This is a genomic window from Ornithinimicrobium ciconiae, from assembly GCF_007197575.1.
In the GTDB taxonomy this organism is placed as follows: domain Bacteria; phylum Actinomycetota; class Actinomycetes; order Actinomycetales; family Dermatophilaceae; genus Ornithinicoccus; species Ornithinicoccus ciconiae.
The window spans coordinates 2,252,423-2,266,459 of the sequence record NZ_CP041616.1 but is presented as its reverse complement, the minus strand read 5'-3'; the positions used below and the strand labels follow the sequence as shown (position 1 = coordinate 2,266,459).

The 14,037-nt window shown below is 68.8% G+C and carries 17 protein-coding genes and 1 pseudogene; 7 read left to right on the top strand and 11 right to left on the bottom strand.

Features of this window, described 5'->3' with window-relative positions; all coding sequences use genetic code 11:
* Nucleotides 1–12 precede the first annotated feature (12 nt).
* The 5 genes and pseudogenes from FNH13_RS10360 to FNH13_RS10340 all read left to right on the top strand — a co-directional run bounded on the left by FNH13_RS10360 (nt 13) and on the right by FNH13_RS10340 (nt 2,297).
* The gene (locus FNH13_RS10360; RefSeq protein ID WP_143783360.1) at nt 13–258 is read left to right on the top strand and encodes an AbrB/MazE/SpoVT family DNA-binding domain-containing protein; all 246 of its coding nucleotides are present in this window, start codon (nt 13–15) and stop codon (nt 256–258) included.
* Nucleotides 255–635, top strand: a complete 381-nt coding sequence (locus FNH13_RS10355; RefSeq protein ID WP_143783359.1) for a type II toxin-antitoxin system VapC family toxin — start codon at nt 255–257, stop codon at nt 633–635. Before FNH13_RS10360 ends, FNH13_RS10355 begins: the two co-directional genes overlap by 4 nt.
* A gap of 139 nt (nt 636–774) precedes the next feature.
* Nucleotides 775–1,002 (top strand): FitA-like ribbon-helix-helix domain-containing protein, encoded by a 228-nt coding sequence (locus tag FNH13_RS10350; protein WP_143783358.1) that lies wholly within the window; start codon nt 775–777, stop codon nt 1,000–1,002.
* A gap of 8 nt (nt 1,003–1,010) precedes the next feature.
* Nucleotides 1,011–1,427: a type II toxin-antitoxin system VapC family toxin gene (locus FNH13_RS10345; RefSeq protein ID WP_229576510.1), complete on the top strand. Its 417-nt coding sequence runs from the start codon at nt 1,011–1,013 to the stop codon at nt 1,425–1,427.
* A 185-nt stretch (nt 1,428–1,612) separates the two neighbouring features.
* A pseudogene (locus FNH13_RS10340) lies at nt 1,613–2,297 on the top strand (recombinase family protein).
* A 556-nt stretch (nt 2,298–2,853) separates the two neighbouring features.
* Here FNH13_RS10340 and der read toward each other — a convergent pair.
* From der to xerD, 9 genes are all read right to left on the bottom strand, one after another.
* Nucleotides 2,854–4,278, bottom strand: a complete 1,425-nt coding sequence (gene der / locus FNH13_RS10335; protein WP_407669977.1) for a ribosome biogenesis GTPase Der — start codon at nt 4,276–4,278, stop codon at nt 2,854–2,856.
* Nucleotides 4,279–4,340: 62 nt separating this feature from the next.
* On the bottom strand, nt 4,341–4,823 hold the full coding sequence (locus FNH13_RS10330) for a SufE family protein (RefSeq protein ID WP_143783355.1): 483 nt from the start codon (nt 4,821–4,823) through the stop codon (nt 4,341–4,343).
* The gene (locus tag FNH13_RS10325) at nt 4,823–5,740 is read right to left on the bottom strand and encodes a sulfurtransferase (protein WP_143783354.1); all 918 of its coding nucleotides are present in this window, start codon (nt 5,738–5,740) and stop codon (nt 4,823–4,825) included. Before FNH13_RS10325 ends, FNH13_RS10330 begins: the two co-directional genes overlap by 1 nt.
* The gene (cmk, locus tag FNH13_RS10320) at nt 5,737–6,468 is read right to left on the bottom strand and encodes a (d)CMP kinase (RefSeq protein WP_143783353.1); all 732 of its coding nucleotides are present in this window, start codon (nt 6,466–6,468) and stop codon (nt 5,737–5,739) included. Before cmk ends, FNH13_RS10325 begins: the two co-directional genes overlap by 4 nt.
* A 182-nt stretch (nt 6,469–6,650) precedes the next feature.
* Nucleotides 6,651–7,715, bottom strand: a complete 1,065-nt coding sequence (locus FNH13_RS10315; RefSeq protein WP_143783352.1) for a pseudouridine synthase — start codon at nt 7,713–7,715, stop codon at nt 6,651–6,653.
* Nucleotides 7,712–8,389 (bottom strand): SMC-Scp complex subunit ScpB, encoded by a 678-nt coding sequence (scpB, locus tag FNH13_RS10310; RefSeq protein ID WP_202878754.1) that lies wholly within the window; start codon nt 8,387–8,389, stop codon nt 7,712–7,714. Before scpB ends, FNH13_RS10315 begins: the two co-directional genes overlap by 4 nt.
* Complete coding sequence (locus FNH13_RS10305; protein ID WP_228266347.1) at nt 8,382–9,266, bottom strand: segregation and condensation protein A; 885 nt, start codon at nt 9,264–9,266, stop codon at nt 8,382–8,384. The genes scpB and FNH13_RS10305 overlap by 8 nt, the downstream gene beginning before the upstream one ends.
* A 17-nt stretch (nt 9,267–9,283) precedes the next feature.
* Nucleotides 9,284–10,213 carry a ParA family protein gene (locus tag FNH13_RS10300; protein WP_407669885.1) on the bottom strand — a complete coding sequence of 310 codons (930 nt, stop codon included), beginning with the start codon at nt 10,211–10,213 and terminating at the stop codon, nt 9,284–9,286.
* 121 nt (nt 10,214–10,334) lie between these two features.
* Nucleotides 10,335–11,360, bottom strand: a complete 1,026-nt coding sequence (gene xerD, locus FNH13_RS10295) for a site-specific tyrosine recombinase XerD (RefSeq protein WP_143783350.1) — start codon at nt 11,358–11,360, stop codon at nt 10,335–10,337.
* Nucleotides 11,361–11,372: 12 nt separating this feature from the next.
* Here xerD and FNH13_RS10290 point away from each other — a divergent pair, with 12 nt between their 5' ends.
* Nucleotides 11,373–11,990 (top strand): hypothetical protein, encoded by a 618-nt coding sequence (locus tag FNH13_RS10290; RefSeq protein ID WP_143783349.1) that lies wholly within the window; start codon nt 11,373–11,375, stop codon nt 11,988–11,990.
* Between the two features lie 4 nt (nt 11,991–11,994).
* Here the strand turns inward: FNH13_RS10290 and lgt are convergent, their stop codons facing one another.
* A complete protein-coding gene (gene lgt, locus FNH13_RS10285; protein WP_202878753.1) occupies nt 11,995–12,948 on the bottom strand; it encodes a prolipoprotein diacylglyceryl transferase in 954 nt (317 codons plus the stop codon).
* Nucleotides 12,949–13,081: 133 nt separating this feature from the next.
* Here lgt and FNH13_RS10280 point away from each other — a divergent pair, with 133 nt between their 5' ends.
* Nucleotides 13,082–13,462, top strand: coding sequence for a DUF2784 domain-containing protein (locus FNH13_RS10280; protein WP_143783347.1), 381 nt, complete (start codon nt 13,082–13,084; stop codon nt 13,460–13,462).
* Here the strand turns inward: FNH13_RS10280 and FNH13_RS10275 are convergent, their stop codons facing one another.
* Nucleotides 13,463–14,035, bottom strand: coding sequence for a HutD/Ves family protein (locus FNH13_RS10275; protein ID WP_143783346.1), 573 nt, complete (start codon nt 14,033–14,035; stop codon nt 13,463–13,465).
* Between the last annotated feature and the right edge of the window lie 2 nt (nt 14,036–14,037).

Genomic DNA, 14,037 nt, shown 5'->3' with positions numbered 1-14,037 from the left:
CATGATAACCCTATGGATGCCACGCTGGTTCTTGGTCAGCAAGGTCGTCTCGTCATTCCCGCTGAGGTCCGCTCCACGCTCGGGCTCGCGCCCGGTGATGAGATGCACCTGCGCGTCGAGGGTCGCCGAGTGATCCTCGAACGGCAGGAGGACGCTGTGGCTGAGCTTCGAGGATTCGCCTCTGAGGTGTCCAAGCAGCGCTCGCTTGTCGATGAGCTACTGGCAGAGCGTCGTCAGGCCGCAAAGAGGTCCGAATGACAGTTCTTGACGGGTCAGCTGTCCTCGCTCTCCTTCAGGATGAGCCCGGTGCGGAGTTAATCATCGCCGAGCTCGGTTCCGCATCCCTAGGGGCGGCGAACCTCGCTGAGGTGATCGGGAAGCTGGTCGACGCTGGAGTGGATGTCCGCCGAGTTCGTGGACTGCTCGCCGCGGCCGGCGTCACCATTGAGCCGGTCCTGGAGGAGGACGCTGAACTGGCGGGAGCGATGCGATCGCTGGAGGGCGGCAAGAGCCTCTCGTTGGGGGATCGGTGTTGCCTCGCATTGACGGTCCGCAGCAACCCCGCTGATGTCTTAACCGCCGATCGTGCCTGGGCAAGCCTCGATCTCCCCATACGTGTACGACTGATCCGATAGCGGATCCGCACACGGGATCAACCAAGGGCCGAGGCAGGTGCTGCCGCCAGTCCGGGTCGCCACTGGCAGGTCGCGCTGCACCTGCGTGACACTCCAACCTAGCGGTGATATCGTTGGGGTGATATCGGAGGTGGTCGTGATGGAACAGATCTTGATCCGCAACCTTCCCGCGGGGACCAAAGCTGCGCTTCGTGCGCGTGCCAAGCAGCGTCACCGATCGGTTGAGGCGGAGGCGCGCGACATACTCACCCGGACGTTGGAGGGCGAGCCCGTCACGATCGTTGACCTCCTGAGCACCGACGAAGGCGCCGACATCGAGTTCGAACCCGAGCGCCTGGGCCTCACGGCTCGCTCGGCGCCACTGTGAGATTCGTCTTGGACACCAACGTGGTGTCCGCACTGCGGGTCCGAGGGCGCAACCGGCCGGTCGAAGTGTGGGCAGCATCGGTTCCCGTCGGTGACCAGTTCGTCTCAGCACTCACCATCGCGGAGATCGAGCGGGGAGTGATTGCGAAGGAGCGATCCGACGCTGAGCAAGGAGCAGTTCTGCGTCGCTGGTTCGAAGAGAACGTCTTGCCCACGTTCGCCGACCGGGTCCTGCCGTTCGACCTGTCGGCGGCCCGAATTCTGGCGGCCTATCGCGTCCCCGAACACGCACCGTTCGACGACGCCCTCATCGCCGCTGTCGCGGAGTCTGCAGAGATGACTATCGCGACGCGGAACACCAAACACTTCGAACCCCTCGGCGTCCCTTGCCTCAATCCCTGGGACACGACCACGCCCAGAGACTGAGCCATCCCCAGTGCGTTGGGTGTCGATGGCGGCCACCAGCGGGGTCCACACCCATGAGGTCGCGTACCTGACCTGACCTTGCGCCAAGACGCGAGGTGGGCGCTGGCTGGTGCAATCGGGCGTTGCCCGCTGTCCGAGCCGGCCGCAGCCCGTGGCCTAGCCGGGCCCACCCTTGGAGGTGCGCCATGAGCGCGCTACTTGTCGGGTACGCCCGATGCTCTACCGACCAGCAAGACCTGACCGCCCAACGCGACGGACTGACCATGCTCGGCGTAGCGGCGGAACGCGTCTATGTCGACCACGGGCTGACCGGCACCAACCGGGAACGACCCGGACTCCGTGAAGCCCTCGCTGCATGCCGAGCCGGTGACACCTTGGTGGTCACCACTCGACCGCTTGGCCAGATCACTGCCCGACGCCCGGGCGATCGCCGACGAGCTCACCGCCCGACAGATCAGTCTCTCGCTCGCCGGCTCGGTCTACGACCCCACGGACGCGGTTGGTCGGCTGCTGTTCAACGTTCTTGCGATGGTCGCTGAGTTCGAGTCCGACCTCATCCGGCTACGCACGGTCGAGGGCATGAAGGTCGCCAAGGCCAAGGGCCGACTACGCGGCAAGCAACCTAAGCTCAACCGGAAGCAGGAAGCTCACCTCGTCTCCCTGGTGCAAAGCGGCGAGTACAGCACCGCCGAAGTCGCCGAGCTCTTCGGCGTCGGCCGCTCCACCGCCTACGGAGCCATCGAACGCCAACGCGTCGCGGCGAAGGCTGGGCTCACTGAGGTGTGTCACGCCGCTGACCACGGCCACGGCGCCGGTTGTCCCGTATCCGACACCCGGGACGTCGGCGTTCCTGGCCTGCCTGCTCGTTGAGCAGCTCGACGCACTGCGGACCCGCCCCGCTGGTGACGTTCGATCGGGCTTCCCGCAAGCGGAACCACAAGCGGTGACGGGTGCGTGGACGTGACCATCAGGCGCTCAGCCGAGGGACGGCACGTCTCGGTAGACCCGTCCTGACCCTTCACCGGGAGAGGGACGTCAAGCGGCACGAGATCAGCGGGGCTCGCGCTCTACTTTGCGTGACCATCGAGCCCGGCCCTGTCTGCGCAACGTTCGATGGTCACCCTCGCGCAACCTTGGCTGGATCTCGACAGGACACGTCGTCAGCCTTGGCTTGGAGGCGGCGCACCTGAGCGAGGTCAGGGCGAAGGTCGGACCCGACCCGCCGACTCCGTCGCTCGCGCACCTTGCATCGGCTGGCTCGCTCTTGGCTGCAGGCTGGTTCGCCCTCTGCGGGTACCGCGTCTCGTGGCCGTTGGAGCCGTGCCGCTATGACCTGCTGACCTTGTCGGTGGGCTCCACGCCATCCAGCTGTCCGCCTACGCCAAGTTCCGACTGGCAGGTGCCCCTGTGCAGTGCCCGTGAGCGGTCAGCGCCGCCGCTTCTCCCGCACCCGGACCGAGATCTCGATGGGAGAGCCCTCGAAGCCGAACTGTTCCCGCAGACGCCGCTCCAGGAACCGCCGGTAGCCGTGCTCGATGAAGCCGCTGGCAAAGATCACGAAGCGCGGCGGGCGGGTGTCGGCCTGGGTGGCGAAGAGGATGCGCGGCTGCTTGCCGCCCCGCACGGGGTGCGGGTGTGCAGCGACGATCTCCCCGAGGAAGGCGTTGAGCTTGGCCGTGGAGATCCGCCGGTCCCAGGAGTCCAGGGCCGTCTCCAGCGCCGGCACGAGCCGGTTGGTATGCCGGCCGGTCAGGGCAGACATGTTGACTCGGGGTGCCCAGGTGATCTGCACGAGGTCGCGCTCGATCTCCCGCTCCAGGTAGTACTGGCGGTCCTCGTCGACCTCGTCCCACTTGTTGTAGGCGATCACCAGGGCACGGCCGGCGTCAATGACCTGCTGGATCACACGGACGTCCTGCTCGGCGATCTTGTCGGAGGCGTCCAGCAGGACGACCGCGACCTCGGCCTTCTCCAGGGCCGTCTGCGTGCGCAGGGAGGCATAGAAGTCGGCACCCTTAGTCTGGTGCACGCGGCGCCGGATGCCGGCGGTGTCGACGAACCGCCACTCCTTGCCGCCCAACTCGATCAGCTCGTCGACCGGGTCGCGGGTGGTGCCGGCGACAGTGTCGACGACGGCCCGGTCCTCCCCCGCCAGCTTGTTGAGCAGCGAGGACTTGCCGACATTGGGGCGTCCGAGCAGCGCGACCCGGCGGGGACCACCGCGGGGGTAGGCCCCCGAGACCGCTGACTTCTCCGGAAGGTGCTCGAGGACCGCGTCGAGCACGTCACCACTGCCGCGGCCGTGAAGTGCCGAGACCGGCCAGGGCTGGCCCAACCCCAGCGACCACAAGGCAGCTGCCTCGAGCTCGCCCTTCTGGTCGTCGACCTTGTTGGCGACCAGCACGACCGGCTTGCCGGAGCGTCGCAGCAGCTTGACGACGCTCTCGTCGGTGTCGGTCGCCCCGACGGTGGCGTCGACCACGAAGAGCACGACGTCGCACAGCTCGACGGCGACCTCGGCCTGCTCGGCGACCCGCAGATGGATTCCCGTGGCATCGACCTCCCACCCGCCGGTGTCGACCAGGGTGAACCGTCGCCCGGACCAGTCGGCGTCATAGGCGACCCGGTCCCGGGTGACTCCCGGCACGTCCTCCACGACCGCCTCGCGGCGGCCGATGATGCGGTTGACCAGCGTCGACTTGCCGACGTTGGGACGGCCCACGACGGCCACGACGGGGCGGGTCTCCGCCTCGAGGTCCTCCGCCGCCTGCCGACGACGTCCCTCGACCAGCGCGAGGTCCTCCTCGCTGAGATCGAAGTCGTCAAGGCCGGCCAGGAGCGCTCGCTCGATCGAGGGGTCGCCCTCGAGCGAGGAATCGACCTCCTGCGGCTCGCCATTGGTGTGCGACACGGTCACTGCCTCTCCTCGAGGGTGGTGTGGGCCCGCACCTGGCGCTTGATGCGCCCGAGCATGCCCACCATGCCGCGCATCCGCAGCGGGGACACGGCCTCGGCGAGGCCGAATCGATAGGGCGCCTCGTCCGGGACAGCCAGCACCTCCTGGGCACCGAGCCCGTCCAGGCTCTCGTGCAGGATTCCCGCGAAGCCGCGAGTGGTGGGCGCCTCGGGCGGGGCGGACAGGAACAGGTGGACGGTGCGGGGCTCCACGCTGTCCACCTCCACGGCGAGGAAGACCGGTGACTGGCACTCGTCGACCTGTTCCATCTGGTCGAGCTTGCCGTCATACCGCTCAGGCAGGTCTGGCAGGTCGTTGGCCAGCTCCAGCAGCAGTTGGAGACGGTCGCGCTGCTCCAACGCATGGAACTCGCCCGCCAGCTCGGCCATGGCCTCGGGCAGGTCGTCGGTGCGGGTGGACGCGGTGAACTGACCCGTCATCAGCGCTCCACCGGCACACCGACGGAGTTGCCCCACTCGGTCCACGAGCCGTCATAGTTGCGGACCTGCTCAAAGCCGAGCAGGTGGGTGAGCACAAACCAGGAGTGGCTCGAGCGCTCCCCGATGCGGCAGTAGGCGACCACGTCGTCGGACGGGCTCAGGCCCTGCTCGTCCTGATACAGCGCCTCCAGCTCCTGCCGGGTCTTGAAGGTGCCGTCCTCGTTGGCGGCCTTGCCCCAGGGCACCGACTTGGCGCCGGGGATGTGCCCGCCGCGCATCGCCCCCTCCTGCGGGTAGTCCGGCATCGAGAGCAGTTCTCCGGAGAACTCCCCCGGCGAGCGCACGTCGACCATCGGCTTGCCCAGGTGCTTGAGCACATCGGCCTTAAAGGCGCGGATGGTGCTGTCGTCGCGCTCGATGATCGGGTAGACCGCCGGGGTGACTTCGCGGACCTCGGTCGTCAGCTCCCGGCCCTCGGCGACCCACTTGGCGCGGCCGCCGTCGAGGATGCGGATGTCCTCGTGGCCGAACAGGCTCATCACCCACAGGGCATAGGTGGCCCACCAATTGCTCTTGTCGCCATAGATGACCACCGTGGTGTCGCGTCCGATGCCGCGCTCGCCCATCAACGTGGCGAACTGCTCGCCGTCGACATAGTCGCGGGAGAGCTGGTCGTTGAGGTCGAGGTGCCAGTCGAGCTTCAGCGCGCCGGGGATGTGGCCCGTGTCATAGAGCAGCACGTCCTCGTTCGACTCCAGGACCACCAGGTCGGGGTCGCCGAGGTGCTCCGCCAGCCATTCCGTCGTCACCAGCCGCTCCGGATGGGCGTATGCCGACAGCTTGCTCTGCGCGTCGGTGGCGGTGGGTGCGGTGTCGGCGGACTCGGTGGTGTCGTTCGTCTCGGTGTGGGTCGTCATCGGTTGCCTCCGTGGTCAGGGATGCGGACTGGCTCGCCGGCCGGTGCGTTCGCCTCGACGGCGTCCAGCACAGCGGCCACTGACTGGTCAAACGTCAGGTCTGAGGTATCGATTCCAACGACCCCCGGTGCCGGCTCGAAGAAGGCCGACACGGTGGAGTCGGCGGCGTCGCGCCGCACGATCTGGTCGTGGGTGGCCGCGAGCGCCGAGTCATCGTCCGTGTCAAAGAGTTCCCGGGCCCGCCGTGCCAGACGTGCCTCCTCGGAGGCGCTCAGCAGGAACCGGTGCTCGGCGTCCGGTGCGATGACCGTGGTGATGTCTCGTCCCTCGACCACGATCCCGGCGCCGGCGTGCCGGGCGTCGGCGATGATTTGTCGTTGCAGGTCACGCATGGTGGCGCGCACCTGCAGGTTGGTGGCGATGTGCGAGACCTGCTCGCTGACCCGGGTCTGACGGATCGCGGCCCCGATGTCGGTCCCGCCCACGTGCACGGTCGCCGCGTCAGGCTCGGTGCCGATGACCAGGGGGAACGTGTCCGCCTGGGCGGCAACTGCCTCCACGTCGGTGGTGTCGAGCCCGCGCTCCAGACACCACCAGGTGAGGGCGCGATACATGGCACCGGTGTCGAGGTAGGCCAGCCCCAACTGACGGGCGACTGCCTTGGACACGCTCGACTTGCCTGATCCACTGGGCCCGTCGATAGCGATGGTGATCGGGTTCTCAGGCACCGGCCAAGCCTAACCGCTGTCGGACACTGCACAGGTCACCGCGTGCCACGCCCCTCGGGGCCTCGCCCCCTACACCACGTCCCCACGACCTCTATGACCGCAGGACCGCCTGACCCCACGACCGCCTGACCCCACGACCGGCAGTTGCCGTGAAGGATGCGCTCACGTGGGCGCGACGCTGGCTAGAGGCCAGCGGCGCGGTAGAGGCCGGCGACCTCTTCCGAGTTCAGTGCCCGGGTGCGCCCGGTGCGCAACTGGCCCAGCAGGATGGGGCCCACCTGGACGCGGGAGAGCGCCTCGACGGGGTGGCCCACCTCGGCCAGCAGGCGACGCACCACGTGCTTCTTGCCCTCGTGCAGGATCAGCTCGATGATGGCCTTGCCCGGGGCGGAGTCGATGAGCTTGAAGGAGTCGACCTTGACGACCCCGTCCTCCAGCTCGACGCCGGCCCGCAAGATCTTGCCAAGCTCGCGAGGCACCGGACCGGGCACCCTGGCGATATAGGTCTTGGGCACCTCGTAGGCCGGGTGCTGGAGACGGTGGGAGAGCTCACCATCGTTGGTGAGCAGCAGCAGACCCTCGGTGTCGGCGTCGAGCCGCCCGACGTGAAACAGTCGCTCGTTGCGCGGTGGGAGGAAGTCGGAGATCGAGGGTCGACCCAGCTCATCGCTCATCGTGGAGACCACGCCGAGCGGCTTGTTGAAGGCCAGATAGACCCGGCTCTCGTCCAGCACTACCCGTGAACCGTCCACGTGGATGGTCTGGGACACCGGGTCCACGCGGACTCCGAGCTCGGTGACGATCTGGCCGTCGACCTCGACGCGGCCCTGGGTGATGAGCAGTTCGCAGGCGCGACGGCTGCCGATCCCGGCGGAGGCCAGCAGCTTCTGCAGACGTATGCCGTCGGGCTTGTGGACGTCCACGTCCGAGCTCTGCACCGGGCCGACGGCGGACGCTCGCTTGGGCTTGAAACTGCGCGCAGGACCGGCATTGGGGCCGACGGGTCTCCCCGTCCCACCCCGGTGCTTGTGGCGACCCCTTCCCGCGGGCCCACCACCGGAACGGCCCGACCCGCCCTGGCCACCGGAACGACCCGAGCCGCCCTGGCCACCGGAACGGCCCGAGCCGCCCTGGCCACCGGAACGGCCTGAGCCGCCCTGGCCACCGGAACGGCCTGAGCCGCCGCGTCCCGCGCCGGATCCTCCTGAGCGGCCGCTGGAGCCACCTCGTTGCTGGGGCGGTGTCATGCGTGTCCTTCCGAGGCGAGTTCGTCGATCACATCTGCAGACGGCAGATACGGGGCAAGTGCTGGCAGGTCGTCGAGGCTGTCCAGGCCCATCCGCTGCAGGAAGAGGTCGGTGGTGCCATAGAGCGCAGCCAGACCTGGCTCGCCGTCGACGATGACCTCCTCGATCAGTCCGCGTGAGACCAGGGTGCGCACCACACCGTCCACATTGACCCCGCGCACGGCGCTGACCCGTGTCCGGGAGATGGGCTGGCGGTAGGCGATCACGGCGAGAGTCTCCAGCGACGCCTGGGTGAGTCGGGCCTGCTGTCCGCCCATCAGGAACTTCTCCACGACAGGGGCATACTCAGGTCGGGTGTAGATCCGCCACCGACCGCCCAGCCTGCGCAGCATGAAGCCGCGCTCGTGCTCGGCGTAGTCGGTGGCCAGGTCCTCAAGAATCGCCGTGACGTCTGCCACCGGCAGCTCCAGGGCAGAGGCAAGCAGCGTCTCCTCGACCGGTTCGTCGATGACCATCAGCACCGCCTCGACAGCCGAGCGGGCACCACCGGGAAAGTCGTTGATGTCGAAGGCCACCTGCTCGACCGCGCCGTCCGGCTCGACCGCATCGTCCGGCTCGACCGCGCCGCCCTCCGGCAGGTCTTGGGACAGGCTGTCGTCGTGCGGCTCACTCATCGTCGGCCTCCTGCATGTCATCACCCTCGTCAAACTCGTCGCTGACCTGGACGTCCCCGCGCGTCGACCCGGTCCAGCGCACGGTCAGTTCACCCAGGGCGTCCTCCTGCTCGAGAGTGAGCAACGACTCCCGAAAGAGCTCCAGCAGGGCGAGGAACCGGGCCACGATCACCAGCGTGGTGTCCGCGTCAGAGACCAGGTCGCGGAAGGTGGACGTGCCGCTCGCGCGCAGCCGGTCGACGACGATGCCCGCCTGCTCACGCACCGACACCTGCGGAGCGTGCAGATGGGTCAGTCCGACCGTCGGCGGCGGCTTCGGGATCATCGCCCGGGCCGCGATCATCGCCAGCTGCTCGGGGGTGATATTCATGACCAGCTCTGGCAGCAGGGCTGTGAACCGGTCCTCCAGGGCGACGTCGCGCGGGAAGATCCGACCCACCGTGGCCATTCGCGCGGAGAAGGCGGCGGCGACCTCCTTGAAGGCGCGATACTGCAGCAGCCGGGCAAAGAGCAGGTCGCGGGCCTCGATGAGCTCCAGGTCCTCCTCCTCGCCCTCGCGACGGTTGGGCAGCAACCGGGCCGCCTTGAGGTCGAGCAGCGTCGCGGCGATCAGCAGGAACTCCGAGGCCTGGGACAGGTCCCAGTCCTCCTCCGCCTGCTGCGCCGCGCGGATGTGTGCCACGAACTCGTCGGTGATCTTGGCCAGGGCGATCTCGGTGACGTCGAGCTTGTGCTTGGCGATGAGTCCGAGCAGCAGCTCGAAGGGTCCCTGGAAGATGTCGAGGTGCACCTGGAAGGGCGTGGGCCCGCGCCGGGTCAGCACCCCTCCGGGGGTGAGCGTCTGGTCTGCCCCCGCTGGCGGTCCGCCGGTCGGCACCAGCGTGGTCTCCAAGGTCAGGGCGCGCCGCCGCGCGAGATCAGCTCGCGCGCCAGCTGCCGGTAGGCCTCGGCGCCGCTGTGGGTGCTGGCGTAGGAGGTGATCGGCTCAGCCGCGAGGGTGGCGTCGGGGAACTTGATGGTGCGGCTGATCACGGTGTGGAAGACGCGGTCCTGGAAGTGGTCGACGACGCTGCGCACGACCTCCTTGGAGTGCAGGGTGCGTCCGTCATACATCGTGGCCAGGATGCCGTCGAGGGTCAGCGCCGGGTTGAGCCGGTCGGTGATCTTGTCGATGGTCTCGATGAGCAGCGCCACCCCGCGCATCGCGAAGAACTCGCACTCCAGCGGCACGATCACGCCGTGGGCGGCCGTGAGGGCGTTGACCGTCAGCAACCCCAGGGAGGGCTGGCAGTCGATGAGGATGATGTCGTAGTCGTCCATCACGGGGCGCAGCACCCGGGACAGGATCTGCTCGCGGGCCACCTCGCCGACCAGCTGGACCTCAGCGGCGGACAGGTCGATATTGGCCGGCAGCACGTCGAGGTTGGTGACCCGGGTCGGCTGGATGACGTCCTTGACGTCGTGCCCACGCTCGACGAGCAGGTTGTAGATCGTGATGTCCAGCTGATGGGTCGGGATGCCCAGACCGACCGACAGTGCGCCCTGGGGGTCGAAATCGACCAGCAGGACGCGCCGGCCGTACTCCGCCAGCGCCGCACCCAGGTTGATGGTGGTGGTGGTCTTGCCGACCCCGCCCTTCTGGTTGCACATCGCGATGACGCGCGCCGGCCCGTGCCGGTCCAGCGGTGGCGGGGTGGCGAAGTCCGGCATCACCCGGCCGGTCGGGCCCAGCTGACCGCTGCCGGCTGTTTCGGTCCCGGGCAGTCGCTCGTGCGTGGCGCCATTGCTGGTCGCCGCGTCCTGCCTCGTCGCCTCGGATGTCACGCTCACTCCGCCCTCTGGTCCGTGGTCGGCCTCCCGCCGATCGCTCTGACCCTAACCGCAGTCACCCCCGGTGGCCAACGGCACCTGCCGTATGCCGTCCGCTCACCTCTCCCCGGCACGCTCACCGGGCCCGGGGATGAGCCTGGGCATAGACCTCGCGGAGGTGACGAGCGGTCACCAGGGTGTAGATCTGGGTGGTGGTCACCGAGGCGTGGCCGAGCAGCTCCTGGACGACCCGCACGTCCGCGCCACCGTCCAACAGGTGGGTGGCGAACGAGTGCCGCAACGTGTGTGGGCTCAGGTGGCCGGACAGACCCGCCCGCTCCGCCGCCTGCTGGATGACATTCCAGGCGCTCTGCCGGGACAGCCGACCGCCGCGCTGGTTCAGGAAGACGGCCGGGGTGCCCTTGCCCTTGATCGAGAAGGCCGGTCGGCCGCGGACCAGCCAGGCCTCCAGTGCGTCGGTCGCATAGCTGCCCAGCGGCACGATCCGCTCCTTGCGTCCCTTGCCGAACAGCCGCACGACCGTGCCCTGCGGTGGTGACTGGCCGCTGCCCACGGCAGCTGGTGCTCCGGTGGCCTCCTCGGCCGCGGCGGCGGCCAGGTCTCGGGTGCCCAGGTCGATGTCGTCCACGTCGAGACCGATCGCCTCACTGACTCGGGCACCCGAGCCGTAGAGCACCTCCAGCAGGGCGCGGTCGCGCAGGCTGGCCGGGGTGTCGCCCACCGCGGCGGCCTCAAGGAGGCGTTCGACCTCCTCGATGCTGATCGCCTTGGGCAGGCGCCGGGCCGGCGTGGGCGGAGTCACGACCTGCGCCGGGTCGTCGCTGACCACTCCCTCGGCGGCCAGGAAGCGGTGGAAGCCGCGCACCGCCACCAGGGCCCGCGCCGCGGAGGAGGCAGCGAGCGGCTGGTGGTCCGGGTCTCCGGTGCGCAGGTGGGCCAGGAAGTCGCTCACCTGCTGCTCGGCGACCGCGCCCGGGTCGGTGACCCCGCGGGTGCGCAGAAAATCCAGGTAGCGTCCGAGGTCGCGGCGGTAGGCCCTCAGGGTGTGCTCGGAGGCGCCGCGCTCCACCCGCAGGTGGTCAAGCCATCCGCGGGCGGCGCGGGCCAGCGCGTCGCGGGATGCTGCGGGTGCTTCGGGCATACCGTCATTGTCATGCAGTGGTATGCCGAAACCCCCGCCCGACGCACCCGCCAGGTCATCGCCGATCTGGTCGTCCTGGCCTGGGTGGTCCTCTGGGTGCTGGTCGGCCGGTGGATCTACTCCCTCGTCAGTGCCCTCAGCGCGCCGGCCGATCCGCTGCGCACCGCCGGTCAGAGAGTGCAGACCCGTGCCGAGGAGATCGCCACCACCATCGGTGACACTCCCCTGGTCGGTGACCGCCTCACCGGGCCGTTCGAAGGGGTCGCCAGCGCGGGTGGCTCGTTGGTCACGGCCGGGGACAGCCTGGAGTCGGCGGTGCACCGGGTGGCCACCCTGGTGGGGACGCTGACCGCCCTGGTGCCGATCGTCCTGGTGGTGGCGGCCTATCTGTTGGTGCGCGTGGTTGCTGCCCGCCGGGCCGGTGCGCTGGCCCGGTTCCGAGACTCTGAGGGGGCACTCGACCTGCTGGCCCTGCGGGCACTGGTGAACCAGAAGCCGACCAGGCTGGCTGCTGTCGGTGCCGACCCACTGTCCGGGTGGCGCTCAGGAGACCAGGAGCAGATCTCCGCCCTGGCCGCGATGGAGCTGCGCCGCGTGGGCCTGCGCCCGACCCCACTCAGCCGGACCTGACCAGTCAGTCGCCCCCGCCGCCGCCGCTGCCACTGTCACTCCCGCCACCGTCGCTCCCGCCACCGTCGCTCCCGTCGCCGTCGGAGGCCACGGCTGCCGTGGCCCCGGCCTCGCCGGCATACTCCGGTCCTCCGACGCCGGCGCGCTCCACCCACGGCTCGCGTCCCTGACGGGTGATGTGCAGGAAGGTGAACAGGATCAGCCCGACGATGATGAACAGCGTGGCGGTGACCTGGTTGCTGCGCAGCGGGCCGACCATATAGCTGAAGTCGGTGCGGATGCCCTCGATCCAGAACCTGCCCGTGCCGTAGACGACCATGTAGAGCGAGAAGAGCTTGCCCCAGCCGAGCGTGAACCGGCGGTCGAGCCAGAGCAGCAGGAAGCCGCCGAGGGCGTTCCAGGTCAGCTCGTAGAGGAAGGTCGGCTGGAAGGTCTCGACGTCGCGATAGTCCGGGGGACGGTGCGAGGGGTCGATCTCAAGCCCCAGCGGTCCGTCGTCGGGGCCGCCAAAGAGCTCCTGGTTGAACCAGTTGCCGAGCCGGCCGACGGCCTGGGCGAAGATCAGGCCCGGGGCCAGGGTGTCCGCGAAGGCCGTGAGCCGTGCGCCGCGCCGCCACGCCACGTAGGCCGCGCCGAGAGCGCCGCCGATGACCGCACCGAAGATCGCGATGCCGCCCTCCCAGATGTAGAGCGCGCTGATCGGATCGCGCCCCTCTGCGAAGTAGTCCTCCCAGTGGGTCGCGACGTGATAGATCCGGGCGCCGACGATGCCGGCGGGGATCGCGACGATCGCCATCGACTCGAAGGTCTCGGCGATGCCGCCGCGTGCCACCCAGCGCTTGCGCCCCAGCCACCAGGCCAGGACCATTCCCGCCATCAGGCACAACGCATAGATGTGGATGGTCAGCGGACCGAGACTGAACTCGGAGATGCCCGGGCTGGGGATCGACAGGATCACGCAGACCATCATGCTGGACCGAGCGCCCCGGACCGAAACCCTCCCCATTTTGAGAGAGGTTTCGCAGGTCGAGCGCGCATTTTTGGAGGGGTTTCGCACCTGAGGGCACCCACCGCCACCGTAGTCTGGGACCGTGACCGGCACCCCGACCCTCCCCCGTGCGACAGCATTGCCGCACCGCGTTCTCGTCGTCGGGACGATGCTCGTCCACGTCGCATTCTCACTGCTGGTCGTCTTCGGCGGTTTCCTGGCCTGGTGGCAGCCGTGGCTGTTGTGGCTGCACGTGCCAGCCGTCCTCTGGGCAGTCGCCGGGCAGGTGCGGGACCTGCCGTGCCCCCTGACCACCTGGGAGAACGCCGCTCGGGAGCGCGGCGGTTGGCCGCGCCTGACCGAGACCGGCTATATCGACCACTACTTCACCGGGGTGCTCTATCCGGTGGCCTGGAAACCGCGGATGCCCTTCTTCGTGCTGGCAGTCATCCTGGTCTCGTGGATCGGTCTGCTGCTGCCCTGATCACCAGATCCGTATGACGGCAACGAGCCCCGCGCGCACCTGCACCGCAGCGCTGAACTCCAGGACGTCCAGCCGGTCCAGCTCCCACGCCTCGTCCGTCCGCTGGCTCGTCCGTTCGTCGGCGACGGCGTCTGACAGAGCCACGAGCAGGTGACGGCGGGAGTTGCCACCCAGTGTGAGGGGGTCCGTGACCTGGTGCACCGACACGTCGCCCGAGCACACTCCACGCCGCGTCATCACGTTGAGGTCGCGGGTCGGTCCCTCGGGCAGGTGGCAGGCGAGCGTGTCATCACCGCTGAAGGCGAACGGCTCCCCCGGCGTGAGCGTGTGCTGACGTCCCTCGTTCTGGAGGTCCAGAACCATCGAGCCACCCTCGATCAGCGTGATGATCCGGTCGACACCGGGGAACGTGGAGAACGGGCCGGGCGCGTCGACATCGGCGATGCTCACCCGCCAGTGGAAGTCGTCAGCTCCGGCGCCGGGTGGCCAGGACGCCACGTCGTGCGTGATGCCGCCACCGTTCTTCCACGGCACCGGCCGTCGGTCCGACCAGCGGTGCAGCACAGTCTGCACAT